The sequence below is a fragment of the Lentzea sp. NPDC054927 genome (assembly GCF_053610285.1).
In genome coordinates this window covers 372,468-386,684 of sequence record NZ_JBSGXZ010000001.1, presented here as the reverse complement: position 1 = coordinate 386,684, position 14,217 = coordinate 372,468, and the positions used below count along the sequence as shown (strand labels likewise).

General features: G+C 69.9%; 12 protein-coding genes and 1 pseudogene. 6 read left to right on the top strand and 7 right to left on the bottom strand.

Annotated features, from left to right (window positions below):
- Positions 1 to 2: 2 nt before the first annotated feature.
- On the bottom strand, positions 3 to 872 hold the full coding sequence (locus ACWGE0_RS01880; RefSeq protein ID WP_452258983.1) for a LysR substrate-binding domain-containing protein: 870 nt from the start codon (positions 870 to 872) through the stop codon (positions 3 to 5).
- A gap of 87 nt (positions 873 to 959) precedes the next feature.
- On the opposite strand from ACWGE0_RS01880, the gene ACWGE0_RS01875 reads away from it, so the two are divergent.
- The 5 genes from ACWGE0_RS01875 (at position 960) to ACWGE0_RS01855 (ending at position 5,758) form a co-directional block, all read left to right on the top strand.
- Positions 960 to 2,189 (top strand): aspartate aminotransferase family protein, encoded by a 1,230-nt coding sequence (locus tag ACWGE0_RS01875; RefSeq protein ID WP_452258982.1) that lies wholly within the window; start codon positions 960 to 962, stop codon positions 2,187 to 2,189.
- A gap of 84 nt (positions 2,190 to 2,273) precedes the next feature.
- Positions 2,274 to 3,302: a sensor histidine kinase gene (locus ACWGE0_RS01870; RefSeq protein WP_452258981.1), complete on the top strand. Its 1,029-nt coding sequence runs from the start codon at positions 2,274 to 2,276 to the stop codon at positions 3,300 to 3,302.
- A complete protein-coding gene (locus tag ACWGE0_RS01865) occupies positions 3,299 to 3,925 on the top strand; it encodes a response regulator (RefSeq protein ID WP_452258980.1) in 627 nt (208 codons plus the stop codon). Before ACWGE0_RS01870 ends, ACWGE0_RS01865 begins: the two co-directional genes overlap by 4 nt.
- A 139-nt stretch (positions 3,926 to 4,064) precedes the next feature.
- A complete protein-coding gene (locus ACWGE0_RS01860; RefSeq protein ID WP_452258979.1) occupies positions 4,065 to 4,574 on the top strand; it encodes a VanZ family protein in 510 nt (169 codons plus the stop codon).
- Positions 4,571 to 5,758, top strand: coding sequence for a glycosyltransferase 87 family protein (locus ACWGE0_RS01855; protein ID WP_452258978.1), 1,188 nt, complete (start codon positions 4,571 to 4,573; stop codon positions 5,756 to 5,758). The genes ACWGE0_RS01860 and ACWGE0_RS01855 overlap by 4 nt, the downstream gene beginning before the upstream one ends.
- Here ACWGE0_RS01855 and ACWGE0_RS01850 read toward each other — a convergent pair.
- Positions 5,689 to 5,841: a hypothetical protein gene (locus tag ACWGE0_RS01850; RefSeq protein WP_452258977.1), complete on the bottom strand. Its 153-nt coding sequence runs from the start codon at positions 5,839 to 5,841 to the stop codon at positions 5,689 to 5,691. The genes ACWGE0_RS01855 and ACWGE0_RS01850 overlap by 70 nt on opposite strands.
- Positions 5,842 to 5,881: 40 nt before the next feature.
- On the opposite strand from ACWGE0_RS01850, the gene ACWGE0_RS01845 reads away from it, so the two are divergent.
- The gene (locus ACWGE0_RS01845) at positions 5,882 to 7,120 is read left to right on the top strand and encodes an MFS transporter (protein ID WP_452258976.1); all 1,239 of its coding nucleotides are present in this window, start codon (positions 5,882 to 5,884) and stop codon (positions 7,118 to 7,120) included.
- Between the two features lie 86 nt (positions 7,121 to 7,206).
- Here ACWGE0_RS01845 and ACWGE0_RS01840 read toward each other — a convergent pair whose 3' ends face one another.
- The 5 genes and pseudogenes from ACWGE0_RS01840 to ACWGE0_RS01820 all read right to left on the bottom strand — a co-directional run bounded on the left by ACWGE0_RS01840 (position 7,207) and on the right by ACWGE0_RS01820 (position 14,176).
- On the bottom strand, positions 7,207 to 7,995 hold the full coding sequence (locus ACWGE0_RS01840) for an ANTAR domain-containing response regulator (protein ID WP_452258975.1): 789 nt from the start codon (positions 7,993 to 7,995) through the stop codon (positions 7,207 to 7,209).
- 377 nt (positions 7,996 to 8,372) lie between these two features.
- The gene (locus ACWGE0_RS01835; protein ID WP_452259325.1) at positions 8,373 to 8,759 is read right to left on the bottom strand and encodes a carbohydrate-binding protein; all 387 of its coding nucleotides are present in this window, start codon (positions 8,757 to 8,759) and stop codon (positions 8,373 to 8,375) included.
- A 27-nt stretch (positions 8,760 to 8,786) separates the two neighbouring features.
- Positions 8,787 to 10,595, bottom strand: a pseudogene (locus ACWGE0_RS01830) (glycoside hydrolase family 3 protein); the annotation flags it as partial.
- Between the two features lie 132 nt (positions 10,596 to 10,727).
- Positions 10,728 to 11,273, bottom strand: a complete 546-nt coding sequence (locus ACWGE0_RS01825; protein ID WP_452258974.1) for an SMI1/KNR4 family protein — start codon at positions 11,271 to 11,273, stop codon at positions 10,728 to 10,730.
- A 35-nt stretch (positions 11,274 to 11,308) separates the two neighbouring features.
- Positions 11,309 to 14,176 (bottom strand): helix-turn-helix transcriptional regulator, encoded by a 2,868-nt coding sequence (locus ACWGE0_RS01820; RefSeq protein WP_452258973.1) that lies wholly within the window; start codon positions 14,174 to 14,176, stop codon positions 11,309 to 11,311.
- Positions 14,177 to 14,217 lie beyond the last annotated feature (41 nt).

The window sequence follows — 14,217 nt, the reverse complement described above, 5'->3', positions numbered from 1 at the left end:
GATCACCTCCCCTCCGGCAGTGACCGAGTATGCAGGGCGTCGAGCACCACTGTGATCGCGGCGCGCGAATCCCGCCGCACCGCCGCGATGATCCTGCGCGTCACCGGCAGCTCTTTGGTGGCGACGTCGAACCGCCGGTCGACGGCCAGCGCGGGCAGCACCGCGACCCCCAGCCCGGCCTCGACGTGCTTGAGCGTCAGCATGTAGTTGCTGAACCGGCCGACCACCCGCGGTTCGAACCCCGCCTGCCGGCACAGGCGCGTGGCCAGGTTCGCCATGTACGAGCCGGGGATGTCGAACGCCCACGGCTCGTCCTTGCACGCCGCGATGTCGTTCTTCGGCTGGCCTGGTGGCGTGACCAGCACGATCGGGTCCGCGCCCAGCGGCACGACGTCGATGTCCCGCGGTACCGGCAGCTCGACGAAGTCGGTGGTCGTGATGATCACGTCGACCTCTCCGGCGAGCAGCGCGGGCATGCTCGCGTGCGGTTCGAGCTCGACCAGCTCGACCTCCAGGTGGGGGTGGTCGAGATGTCCGATCGCGGGCACGGCCAGGGTGTGGATCGAGCTCTGGAACGCGCCCAGCCGCACGCGCCCGGACGGTTCCTGGCTGAGCTCGCGCAACTCGGCCTCGACGGCGTCCATCTGATCGAGGATGGACCGGGCCCGCCGCGCCAGGATCAGCCCGGCCGACGTGAGCCGCACCCGCCGCCCGGTCCGTTCGAGGAGCTGGGTGCGCGTCTCGTTCTCAAGCACCGCGAGCTGCTGCGACACGCTCGAAGCACTCAGGTTCGCGGCCTGCGCCACGGCCCGCACGGTGCCCAGCGCGTCGAGCTGGCTGAGCAGCCGCAGCCGCCACGGGTTCAGCGTCATGCTGTGCAGTCTTGTACAGGATTACCGAACAGCGAACGTGGAATTGTGAGATGGACCTGATGCTCGGCGGGTCCTAGCGTCGATTGCATGGACACCTTCTGGGACGACGTTGATCGCCACCTCGTCCGCTACGGCGGAACGTTCACGCGCGAGATCATCGACAGCGCGTCGGGGAGTTTCCTGTTCACCGAGGACGGCCGCCGCGTCCTGGACTTCACGTCCGGGCAGATGAGCGCGATCCTCGGCCACTCGCACCCGCGGATCGTCGAGACCGTCCAGCGCCAGATCGCGAACCTCGACCACCTGTTCAGCGGCATGCTCAGCCGCCCGGTCGTGGACCTCGCCCGCCGCCTCGCCGGGACGCTGCCCCCGTCGCTGTCGAAGGTGCAGCTGCTGACGACCGGCGCCGAGTCGAACGAGGCCGCGCTGCGCATGGCGAAGCTCGTCACCGGCAAGCACGAGGTCGTCGCGTTCGCCCGCTCGTGGCACGGAATGACCGCGGCCGCCGCGGCCGCGACCTACAGCGCCGGCCGCAAGGGATACGGCCCCGCCACGCCCGGCAACTTCGCGATCCCCGCGCCGACCGGTGACTGGCAGGCGCAGCTGGACCTGGCGTTCGACCTGATCGACGCGCAGTCCGTCGGTTCGCTGGCCGCGTGCATCGTCGAGCCGATCCTGAGCTCCGGCGGGGTCCTGGAACCGCCGCTGGGCTACTTCGCCGCGTTGCACCAGAAGTGTCGTGAGCGCGGGATGTTGCTGATCCTGGACGAGGCCCAGACCGGCCTGTGCCGCACCGGAACCTGGTACGCGTTCGAACGCGACGGCGTGGTGCCGGACATCCTGACGCTGTCGAAGACGCTGGGCGCCGGTCTGCCGCTGGCCGCCGTGATCACGTCGGCGGAGATCGAGGAGGAGGCGCACGCCCGCAACTACCTGTTCTTCACCACGCACGTGTCCGATCCGCTGGTCGCCGCGGTGGGCAACACGGTGCTGGACGTGCTGGTCGAGGAACGGCTGGACGAGCGCGCGGCCAAGCTGGGTGCGTTCCTGCGCAACGGGCTCGACGACATCGCCGCCCGCCATGATCTCGTGTCGGACGTGCGAGGGCGCGGGTTGCTGGTCGGGCTGGAGATCGCGGATGAATCGCTGAGTGCGCCGATCACGCAGAAGTGCCTGGACCTGGGGCTGCACATGAACATCGTGCAGATCCCCGGGATGGGTGGGGTGTTCCGGATCGCGCCGCCGTTGACCGCGTCGGAGGAGGAGCTGGAGTTGGGGCTGAGCATCCTCGACGAGGCGATCGGCGCCGCGGGCTGAGGGTGTCGGTCGTGGCCAGATGGCCATCCGGCTCGGTCGGAAGGTCGAGGCCGCGTGGTCAGCCCACCTCGTACGATCGCCGCCGTGGGGGATCTTCGCGGTAGGTCGCAGGCAGGACTGATGCTCGTCACGGTGGCGGTGTGCGCGACCGTCTTCACGATCACCGGCCTGATCAGCGGGTTCAGCCGCGCCCTGCGGCTGGACGGCCCCGGCGTCGACACTCCGGACATACTCCTCTCGCCACCGGTGCGGATCGCCGAGGCCCTGGCGGTGCTGTCGCTGGCCTTCCTGCTCGCCCGGAAAGCGCCACCGCTGCCGGCCACCGCGGCTGTGGGGGCGTTGACGCTGGTCAGCCTGCACGCCGTGGCCTTCAGGGACGACCACTTCGACCTCACCCGGACCGAGACCGCGCAGCTCGTCCTGATGCTCGGCTTCATCGCGGTCGGCGGTGGGGTGCTGCTGCGGATGCGGGAACGGTCGCGGGCGGCACTGGCGGCCGCGGCGGAGGACCGGGCGCGGCGCGACGAGCGGCTCGACATGGCGCGGGAACTGCACGACGTGGTGGCGCACCACGTCACGGGCATGCTGGTGCAGGCGCAGGCCGCGCTCGTGGTGGCCGAGCAGGACAAGGACAGGGCGTGCGAGCTGTTGCCGGGCATCGTGGACGGTGGCACGGACGCGTTGGGGGCCATGCGCGCGATGGTCAGGACGTTGCGGGACAACGGTGCCGCGGCCGCGACCGGGGATCTCACGGCTGATCTGCAGCAGCTCGCGGAGAAGTCCGGTCTGCCGGTGCGCACGAGCATCGAGCTGACCGAGGACGTGCGGCCGGAGCTGGGACGGTCGGTGCTCCGGCTGGTGCAGGAAGCGTTGACGAACACCCGCAAGCACGCTCACGACGCGACGAACGTCGAAGTGGACGTGCGCCTCACGTCGGCCGCGGTCCTGCTGTCCGTTGTGGACAACGGAACCACGAGGCCCGCGCACTCCGGCGGGTTCGGGCTGATCGGCATGCGGGAGCGGGTGCACGAGCTGGGCGGGCGGTTCTTCGCGGGCGCCACCGGTGAGGGCTGGCTGGTCACCGCCGAGTTGCCGCTGGAGGTGCGCACGTGATCTCCGTGCTGATCGCCGAGGACCAGGACATGGTGCGGGCCGGGTTCCGGCTGATCCTGGAAGCGCAACCGGACGTCAGCGTGGTCGCGGACGTGGCGGACGGGCTCACCGCCGTGCAGCGCGCGAAAGAGCTGATGCCGCAGGTGTGTCTAGTCGACGTGCGGATGCCGGGCCTGGACGGCCTGGAGGTCACCCGGCAGCTCGCCCCGCACACCCGTGTCGTGGTCGTCACGACGTTCGACACCGACGAGGTGCTGAACAAGGCGCTGGATCTCGGCGCGTGCGGGTTCCTCACCAAGGACGCCAGCCCCGGCCTGCTGGTCGAGGCAGTCAGGTCGGCCGCTCGCGGTGACGTGCTGGTGTCACCGCAGGTCGTGCTGCGGGTGCTGCGGCGTTCGGTCCCGCCGGTCGCGAACGCCGACGCCGACGTGCTGAGCCCGCGCGAACTCGACGTCGTGCGGCACGTCGCACAAGGCCTGAGCAACAACGAGATCGCCGCCGCGCTGCAGGTCTCGGTGTCGTCGGTGAAGGCCTACCTGGCGTCGGTGCAGGCCAAGGTGGGTGCGCGCAACCGCGTCGAGATCGTGGCGTGGGCGTTCCGCTCGCACGTGGTGGCCGGCTGACCTCGGCCGAACGACCGACCCGGGCCGAGGTTGGCGGCCGGACGGCCAGAATTCTCCGGCTCGTGAGCCGATCCGGCCGCACCCCTCAGAACAGCAGGCTCGTCCACATCGGATTTCCGGGTGGACGAGGGGATGACCTGTGCTGGAACAGGTGGGGTGGGCGTTCGGCGCGATCCTGAACGCGCTGACGAACCCGCTCATCGCGGGCGGTGTGGTGGTCGGAGGAGGCGCGCTCGGGCTGGGCGGGTGGTTCGCCGCACGGAGGTTCTGGTGGCGGCCTGTTCCGTCAGTGCTGGCGGGCATCTCGCTGGGGATCGTGCTGGGCGTGACGTTCTCCCGCACGCTGCCGGACTGGGCGGGCCAGGAGTTCTGCCACCTCAACGGTTTCTCGTTGCACGGCTCGGCGGAACTGTTGAACGCCTTGCTGTTCGTGCCGCTGGTGTTCTTCGCGGTGCTGGCCACGCGCAGGCCGCTCGCGGTGCTGGGTTCGGCGGTCGCGTTGAGCGCGGTGATCGAGATCGTGCAGCCGCTCACCCGCCGTGGGCTGTGCGAGACCCAGGACTTCTTCAACAACAGCGCGGGAGCCGTGGCGGCCGCTCTCGCCGCGGCGGGCGTGCTGGCGCTCCAACGTTCGGCGGCGGCCCGATGAACGCCGTCCTGACCCGCGTCGACCTCCGCAAGATCTGGGCAGTCGTCGCGGCCGGACTGCTCGTCTGGGTTTTCGCGCGGAGCTTCGGTTCCGGCGTCCTCGACCTGCGCGTCTACCTCGCGGGCGGCGACGCGTGGCGCGCCGGCACCGACCTCTACACCGCGGACTTCCAGGGCCCCAACGGATTGCCGTTCACCTACCCGCCGCTGGCGGCGATGCTGTTCAGCGGCCTCACCCCGTTGCCGTTGCCGATCATCGCCGTCCTCTTCACCGCGGCCGGCATCGCGCTGTTCACGGCGGTCTGCCACGCGGCCGCCCAACACCTCCAGGTGGGTTTCGGTCTGGCCGCACTGTGCCTGCTGCTCGAACCCCTCCGCGGTGGCCTCGACCTCGGCCAGGTCAACATGATCCTGATCGGCCTCGTCGCCGCCGACTGCCTGCTCCCGCGCACCCCGTGGCCGCGGGGAATGCTCGTCGGGCTCGCCGCCGCGATCAAGCTGACCCCGGCGATCTTCGTGCTGTTCGTCCTGTCCCGCAAGCGGTGGAGGCCCGCGCTGACCGCCGTCGGCACGTTCGCCGGTGCCGGTCTGATCGGCTGGGTGCTCGCGCCCGGCCAGTCCCGGCAGTTCTGGTTCGACGCGATGCTCGACCCGCAACGCGTCGGCGGCCTCGCCTACTCCGCCAACCAGTCGTTGCGCGGCTTGCTGTTCCGGCTCGGCGCGCCCGAGTTCGTGTGGCTGCTGCTCTGCCTGATCGTGCTGGCGGGGACCGTTTTCCTGCTGCCACGGCTGCGTGACGACCTGACCGCACTCCTCGCCGTCGCCGCCGCGGGACTGCTGATCTCGCCGGTGTCCTGGTCGCACCACTGGGTGTGGATCGCGCCGGCCCTGTTGCTGCTGCACGGCTGGGTGAGGATCGCGGTCGCGGCGGTGTTCGCGATCGGCCCGCACTGGCTGCTGCCCACCGCGGGCGACAAGGAACTCGCGTGGACCTGGTGGCAGCACCTGATCGGCAACGCCTACGTGTGGCTGGCGTTGGCGTTCCTCGTCTGGTGTGCGGTCCAGGCCAGCCGGGATCGCTCGCCGGCCCGCGGCGATGCCGGTGACCCCGCCGGTTACTTGACCGGCACGGGCAGCTTGCCGAGCAGCGCGCGGGCCTTCCGCAGGATGTCGGCCTCGTCGTGACCGAACTCCGAGAGGTAGTGGCGCAGTGCATGGCGGAGGAGCACGAGCTCCTCGGCGCTCAGTTCGAGGGCGATGGTACCCATGCCTCCATGTTAGGCCTGATCACGCGAATATGCTCCCGGAGTGGTGGGTGATCTGAACGCGGCCGACCGCGATTTCCGCCGCTATCTCTCCGCACGGGTGCTGTCGGTGACGGGTGCCGTCGTGTCCGCGGTGGCGCTGCCGGTCCTCGTCTACCGGCTCACCGGTTCGGCGGGGTGGACGTCGGCTGTCACGGCCGCGGAAGCGTTGCCGTATCTGGTGTTCGGCCTGCTGGCGGGCGCGCTCGCGGATCGGCTGGACCGCCGGAAGATGATGGTGGCGCTGGACTTCACCGTCGCCGCGGTGCTGTTGAGCGTTCCGCTGGCGTGGCTGGCGGGAGGGCTGACCGCACCGCACGTCGTGGTGGTGGCGTTCGCGACCCAGACGGCGTTCGTGTTCTTCGACGCCGCCAACTTCGGCGCTCTGCCCGCGCTGGTCGGCAAGGAACGGCTTACCAACGCCTACTCGACGCTCTACGGGCGCACGACCGTGGTGGAGCTCGTGGTGCCGGGTCTGACAGGTCTGCTGGTGGTGGCCATTGCTCCAGCGGCGTTGCTGGCGGTGAACGCGCTGACGGCCGTGGGCTCGGCGTTGTTGTTGCGCGGTATCGCAAGCAGCATGGCGAACCCACGGCCCGTGCGCGGCGCCGGCGAGATCGTCGCGGACGTGCGGGAGGGCCTCCGTTTTCTGTGGCACGAACCGATCATCCGCACCCTCACGCTCGTCGGCGCCACGCACTCGGTCGCGATCGGCGCCTGGATGGCCGTGCTCGTGCCGTTCGCCGACCGCGTGCTGGGTGTCGCGCCGAGCGGTGACGTGCGGCTGGCGGCCCTGTTCAGCTCCTGGGGCGTGGGCGCGATCATCGCGTCCCGGCTGCTGCCGAGGCTGACCGCGCGCTGGGGCGGGGCACGGCTGGCGCTGACGGCGTTGCCGCTATCGCTGCTCGGTGGCCTGTTCGTGCTGATCAGCGGCCATTGGCTGGTGGCGTGCGCGGCAGTGGCGTACTGGGGCGCCACCAGTGCCACCGTGGTCATCAACGGCATCACCTACCGCCAGCAGGTGTGCCCGCCGGAACTCCAGTCGCGGGTGAACACGACCGGCCGGATGATCGCCTGGGGCCTCGGCCAGCCCCTTGGCGCGGTGCTCTCGGGGGTGCTGTCGGTCGCGGCCGGCGATCCGCGCGCCGGGCTCGCCGCCGGGGTGGCAGGGCTGCTGGTGGGCGTGGTGATGGCGTGGGTGACACCGGTGCTGCGGCACGCGTCCCGCCGTGAACCTGCCTGATCGGCTCACTGCTTCTGCGCGGGCGTGGCCACGATCCTGTCCGAGATCGAGGCAGGTGGCGCCGGGGTCAGAACGTGCAGCAGATCTCAGGACCTGGCGACGGAGTCGAGCAGGTTCTTGGCGACGTCGCGCAGCTTGACGTTCTCGTGCTGCGACCGTTCCACGAGCATCTGGAAGGCCTCGTCGGCGGTGCAGGAGTGCACGGCCATCAACACACCCTTCGCCTGTTCGATGGTGGCACGCGACGCCAGGGCGTGTTCCAGGTGGTTGATTCGTTCGCGAGAGCACTGCCACCGGGTAGCACTGGTGATCGTGGCGGACGCCGCGGTGGTGAACAGCCGCATGAGCCCTTCGTCGAACGGGTCGAAGGCCGCCGCCGTGTAGCTGTAGATGTTCAGCGTGCCGACGTGCTCCTCCTGCACGACGTCCGTGGAGGGCAGCACGACCGGCACCGACAGGTAGGCCCGGATGCCGTGCTCGGCGGCCGCGGTTTCGAACTCCGGCCACGTGTCGAGGTGTTCGCCGACGACGGCGCGCACCGGGCGCAAGGTGCGCGCGGACTCGAAGCACGGCCCGCGGCTGGCGCTGTACTGCTTCTCGTCGACCTCGATGAGCTGGTCGTTCGTGGCGGCCGCGGTGCGCGGCTGCTCCAGGGTCACGACGGAGACCGTTACGGCGTCGGCGTCGGGAATCGCCTTGGCCGCCGTTTCCGCGAGTCGCTGCAAGGCGTTGTCGAGCGACTCCTCGCCGGTGAAGGCGTCGCGCAGGGACTCGAGCGCTTCGGCGGTCTCGTCCAGGCGGATCACCGGGTCAGGGCGATCACCGTTGAGCGATCTGGCGCCTGCTGAAGGGGACGTGCGCGTCTCGTCGGCCATGCCGCGACACCTCATTCACGCGATGAGAGCAGAGTCGACGGCGCCTGCTGCTTGACGTCGTTCAGCGCATGGTACGACTGTTGATCGCTCAGGGCTTCATCCGCAGGGGTTCAATCGTGAGCGGGATCTCGGCCCAACCGGTACGGCATCGGGTAGCTGGAGTGTTCAACCCCCCGAGCCGAACCGGCCGGTCCATCCGAAGGTGGGCCTACCGTGCTCACGCGCACGTGCACGGTTCTGACTCAGTACCCGGCGGACGTCCATCTCATCCCTCCACGCCAGAACCCGGCGTTGCCTGGTGACGTCGAACAGAAGGAGGCACCGCCCGCGACCATGATCGACCAGGTCGCGGAGCGGTGCCCAGAGCGGAGAACTGGCTAGCGAGCGAACTGGAACCAGTTCACGTTCGCCAGGTCACCACCCGTGCCACCGGTCGCCACCAGGTACAGCCGGTGCACGCCGGTCGCGCCGGACGCCGTGGCGGTGCGGCTGGTCCACGTCTGCCATCCGCCGGTGCTCGCCGCGGACACCGTGGCGACCAGGGGACCGGTCGGGCTGTCCAGCCGGTACTGCAGCGTCCCGCCCGCCGTCGACCCGGACGCGAGACGCGTGGTCACCGACGTCGGCGGCGTGGCACCGAAGTCGACGTCCGCGTAGGCCACGTAGTCGCCCGGCGTCAGGTAACCGACGTTCTGGCCACAACCCGAGTCCGTGCACCGCTCGACCTGGGTGCCGCGCTGCTCGTCGTAGTACGACGCACCGATCAGCGCGTAGGCGTTCTGCGAGGCGGGGTACTGGGCACCGAACCCGTAGGCGAACAGCGGTGCTTTGCCATCACCGACGTTGATCGGTTGCTGGCTCGCGCTGGACATCCACGTGAACGGCAGCGTGCCGGTCGGCTTGTAGTCGCCGAACAGGACGTCCGCGACGCCGTTGCCCTCGGTGCCCGGCAGCCAGGCCGCGACCAGCGCGTGCCAGCCCGAGAGCTGGGCCGCGATGTCCAGCGGGCGTCCGGACACGAGCACCACGACCACCGGAACACCCGTGGCGCGCAAGGTGTTCAACGTCGCGAGGTCCTCGGCATCGAGCCCCATGCCGCCGGGCTTGTCGCCGGCGCCCTCGGTGTACGGGGTCTCGCCGATCACCGCGATCGCGGCCTGGTAGGTGCCGTCGACACCGGTGCCGTTGCGGTTGTAGGTCACCGTCGTGCCGGTCGACACGGCGGAGCGAATGCCTTGCAGCACAGTGGTTCCCGGCGTGACCGGACCGCTGCCGCCCTGCCAGGAGATGGTCCAGCCACCGCTCTGGTAGCCGATGTTGTCCGCGCTCTTGCCCGCCACGAACAGCTTCGAAGAAGTCTTCGACAACGGCAGCACGCCGTTCTGGTTCTTCAGCAGCACCTGCGACTTGCGCACGGCCTCACGCGCCAGCGCCCGGTGCGCCGCGTTGCCGACGGTCGGCGTGTACGAGCGGTCGGTCAGCGGCTTCTCGAACAGCCCCAGCTCGAACTTCTTGGTCAGGATGCGGCGGTTGGCGTCGTCGATGCGCGACATCGGCACCCGGCCCGCCTGCACCTCGGCCTTGAGCAGCGTGATGAACGAGCGCCACTCGGTCGGCACCATGATCATGTCGAGGCCGGCGTTGATCGACGCGCGTACCTCGGCGGCGGTGAAGCCCGGCTGACCGTCGATCTGGTCGATCGCGTTCCAGTCGGACACGACCAGGCCGCTGAAGCCCAGCTCGTTCTTCAGCACGTCGGTGATCAGGTACTTGTGGCCGTGCAGCTTCGTGCCGTTCCAGCTGCTGTAGGTGATCATCACCGAACCGGCCCCGCGGGCGATCGCCTCGCGGAACGGCGGCAGGTGGGTCGCGCGCAGCTCGGCCTCGCTGACCTGCGTGTTGCCCTGGTCGTCGCCGTCGATCGTGCCGCCGTCACCGATGTAGTGCTTGGCGGTCGCGAGCACCGAGCCGGAGTCGGAGAGCTTGGCGCCCTGCAGACCGGTGATCATCGTCGTCATCGACGTCGCGTTCTCCGGCGTCTCACCGAACGACTCGTAGGTGCGGCCCCACCGGTCGTTGCGCGCGACGCACAGGCACGGCGCGAAGTCCCAGTCGATACCGGTGCCCGACACCTCTTCCGCGGTCGCCCGGCCGATCCGCTGCACCAGGCCGGGGTCGCGGGTCGCGCCGAGGCCGATGTTGTGCGGGAACATCGTGGCGCCGACGACGTTGTTGTGCCCGTGCACGGCGTCCACGCCGTAGATCATGGGAATGCCCAGCGGCGTGGCGATCGCCGCGCGCTGGAAGTTGTCGTACATGTTCGCCCACGACGTGGCATTGTTCGGCGAGGGCGCGGAACCACCGCCGGACAACAGCGAACCGATCCGGAAGTTGGTCAGATCGGCGTTGCTGACCGCGTTCCGCTCGGCCTGCGTCATCTGCCCGACCTTCTCGTCGAGCGACATCCGGCCGAGCAGATCCGCGACGCGCGCGGGAATCGGCTGCGCCGGATCCTTGTAGATCGGATCGGCCGCGGCGGCGGTACCGGTGGGGATGACGGCGGCACTGAGCAGAAGTGCGGCCGCGAGGAGCTTTCTCACGGGGGCAGACCTCCGGGGGCGAGGTCCTGTTTACCTTGTGGCACAACAGGGTTTGCCGAGCGTAACCTGCGGCAACAAAGTGGTATAGACCATCGGGGAACCGGAACGAGGACCGGTTCCCTCAACGGGGTTTCAGCGGCACCAGGACTGGACGGTCTCGGCGAAGTCCGGGAACTCGGCGCGCGCGACGGCCAGCACCTCGGCGGGCGTGCGCGGCTCGACACCGGAGTACTTCTCGGCGACAGCACGCAGCTCCTCGTGCGGCACCCCGCTGTCCGACCCGAACTCCACGGCCTCCTGCGGCCCGACCCCACCCGCCAGCAACCACAGGAACTCGCCCAGGCTCGACGCGACGACCCCGACCTCGCCCTCGGAACCGAAGAACGCCACCGGCTGCTCCGTCAGCGGACGCCCAGGTCGCACCAGCCAGCAGGCCGCGAGCCCGCCGGTGCCGTCCTGCCCGAACACCCGGAACGCGTCGCCGTCGAGCTCCTTGTTGCCGGTCCACGACCTGATCCAGTCGGTCGTCTCCTCGGCGGAGTCGAACTCGTCGTAGGGCTCGTAGTCGATGTTGGCCGGCGCCGGGTCCTCGGTCTTCTCGTCGTAGTCCCAGGGAAAGTCGATGCCGCTCAACGCGGCCAGTGCGGCGGGGAACGCGCGGTCGTCAGTGATCTCCACGCGCGCACGGTACTTCAACGGATCGGGCCTGACGTTCAGTCCTGGCCCGTGGCGAGCTTGCCGAGCGCGAGCCTGTTGGTCAGCCCTGTCTTGGTCAGCAGGCTCGATACGTGCTTCTCCACCGTGCGCGGGGAAACGTGCAGCTGCGCGGCGATCTCGTTGTTCGCCAGCCGCGCTCCGAGCAACCGCATCACCTCGTACTCGCGCACGGTCACGCCGGCCAGCCGCAGCTCGTCCGGCACCTCGTCGGTCCCGGAACGGCGCTGCGTCACCCGCACCCCCATCTGCCGCAGCTGAGCGCGGCAAGCCCCGGCCACCGCGGCGTTCCCGGCGTCGTGGAAGTAGTGCTCCGCGGTCCGCAGCCACGCTTCCGGGTCACCCCAGCCGTCCCGCGCGGCCGCCTCGCCGACGAGCCGCAGCCCGAGGTGCCGGGCCATCGGGTAGAGCATGCCCACGTCGGCGCTCTCCACGACCCGGGTCCGCGCGGTCTCCGCATCACCCGCCGCACCGGCCAGCACCGCGGAGGCCAGCAACGCGAAGTGGTGGTCCCAGCGCAGTCCCGCGGCCGGATCCGCGACGGTCTCCTCGTACTCGGCGCGGCACAGGTCGCCGTCGACGGCCCGCAGCAACAGGGACAGGCCGAGCCGGCCGGTCAGGTGATACGTCGTCGGGGTGGCGCGTTCGGCGGCCAACGCCTGGGCGAGATCCGCCCGCGCCCGTGGTCTGTCCTCCTCCAGCAGGGAGCAGAACGTCGCGGCCAGGCCGTAAAGCCGAGCGGTGTGCTGTTCGCCGCCCGGATCGCTGAGCACCGACCAGGCTTCCGTCAACGTTGTCCTGTCGCCGCGATGCCCGGCCAGCACGGCCCGCAGCACCGCCATGAACTGGCCGATCTCCTGCAGTCCCAGGCGCTTCGCGGCCGAGGACACGTCGTCGATCAACAGGGAGGCGGCCGCGTGGTCGGCGCGCAGCACCAGCTGCAGGCCGATGTTGACCTCCGACTGGTAGCGGGCGATCACCGCGCCGATCCGGGACGCCAGATCACGTGCCTGCTCCAGCCGGCCGATCTCACCGTCGCGCAGCGCGTCGTTCAAACCCAGGCGCACCAACGCGTGGATCTCCCAGATCGGCAGGTCGTGCGCGATGGCGAAGGCCCGGCTGCGTTCCAGATAGGCCGTCGCCTGCGCTGGATCACGCCGCCGCGTCAACGCGCCGAGCAGTTGCCACGCCTGGCACGCGACAACGGGCAACGGCACCCGTTCGGCCACCGTCGCGGCCCGCAGCGCAACGGACTCCGCCCGGTCGAGGCTGCCCGGTTCGGCGCGGTCCAGCTCCAGGTGTGCGGCCACGACGTCGATCGGTGCGGACACTTCGGCGGGCGCGTCGGAACCGAGCAACGCCCGCGCGACTTCCACCTGGGCGAGGCCGTCCGATGTGCGGCCGGCCAGGTTCGCCGCCCACGCCAGCTGCGTGTGCAGGCGGGCGCGGTGTGCGCGGTCGAGCCCGGAGCTGTCGAAGCTCATCGCCAGCGCGCGATCCACCTGACCTGCTTCGGTCAACGCCAGCAGCTGGGCTTCCAGCGCCTCGAACCGCTGCACGGGCTCGTGCACCAGCTCCAACGAACGGTCCAGCAGCGTCACCGCCGACTGCGCCGCGCCCTGGGCCAGTGCCCGCCGGCCCGCTTCCGCGTACAGGGAACCGGCTTCCGAGGTCTGCCCGGCCGCTTCCCTCAGGGTCGCGCACAGGTGACACCAGTCGCCGGGCACGCCGGGGTAGCGCTTCTCGACGGCGTCCGCCGCCCGCCGGGCGAGGTCGGCCTGAACGTCTTCGGGAATCAGGGTGAGCACGGCGTCGGCGACCAGTGCGTGCGTGAAGAGGTACCAGTCGGGCGTGTGGTCATCGGGCCCGATCAGGTGCGCGACCGGCTCGCTTTGCAGGTACCGCAACAGGGTTCGGTAGTCGAGGCCGGTCACTTCGCGCACGACGGTCAGCGGGAACCGAAGGCCGATCACCGCCGCGACCGACACGAACTCGCGGGCCTGGTCGCTCAGCCTGCCGAACCGCCCGGCGACGCTGTGCACCAACGCGGACGGGGGAACGCCCGCGGCGGACATGCTCCACACGTCACCCGTGCGCACGAGCTGTCCGTCCGAGACGATCTCGTCGAGCAGTTCCTCGACGAACAAAGGAAGTCCGCCGCTGCCCGCCCACAACAGGTCGAGCGCCGGCGTGGGCAACGAGCCTTCCAGGCAGGCACCCGCGAGCGCGGACACCTGTTGCTGCCGCAGCCGGCGAAGTTCGATCAACACGGCCGAGTCGCGTTTGCTGGTGTCGCGGGCGAACTCCAGCGCCGCGCTGTCCTCGTCGCGCATGGTCGCGAGCAGCAGGGTCGGCTGGTGCGCGATGTTGTCGATGACGTATTCGAGCACTGCCAACGTGTCCGGGTCGGCGTACTGCAGATCGTCGATGACCACGGCGCATCCGCCGTTGCGGCCAACGAGTTCCATCAACCGGAGCACGCCCTCGGCGAGCACGATGAGCGAACTGCTCGACGCGTCGTCGGCCGGGGATCCCCAGTCCGGGTTGAGGCGGGCCAGTGCCGGCCGGTAGGGGCCCAGCTCGTCGATGTCGACGGTGGTGCCCAGGCGTTGCAGCGACAGCAAAGCCTCACTCAGGCACCGGAACGGGATCGTGCGGCTCATGGCGCTGCCGCGGCCGCGCATGATGCTCATCCCGCTCTGGTAGGCGAGGTCTGTCGCGACGGAAGCGAGCCGGGACTTGCCAATCCCGGCCTCGCCGGTCAGGAACACCACCTGACCCCGCCCCGTAGCGACTTTCGCCAACGTCGTCCTGATCAGTTCCAGCTCATGGTCACGGCCGACGACGACTGGTGCACGTAATGCCACTCGCACATGAGATCACGAAATGCACCTAGAACGTGACACAT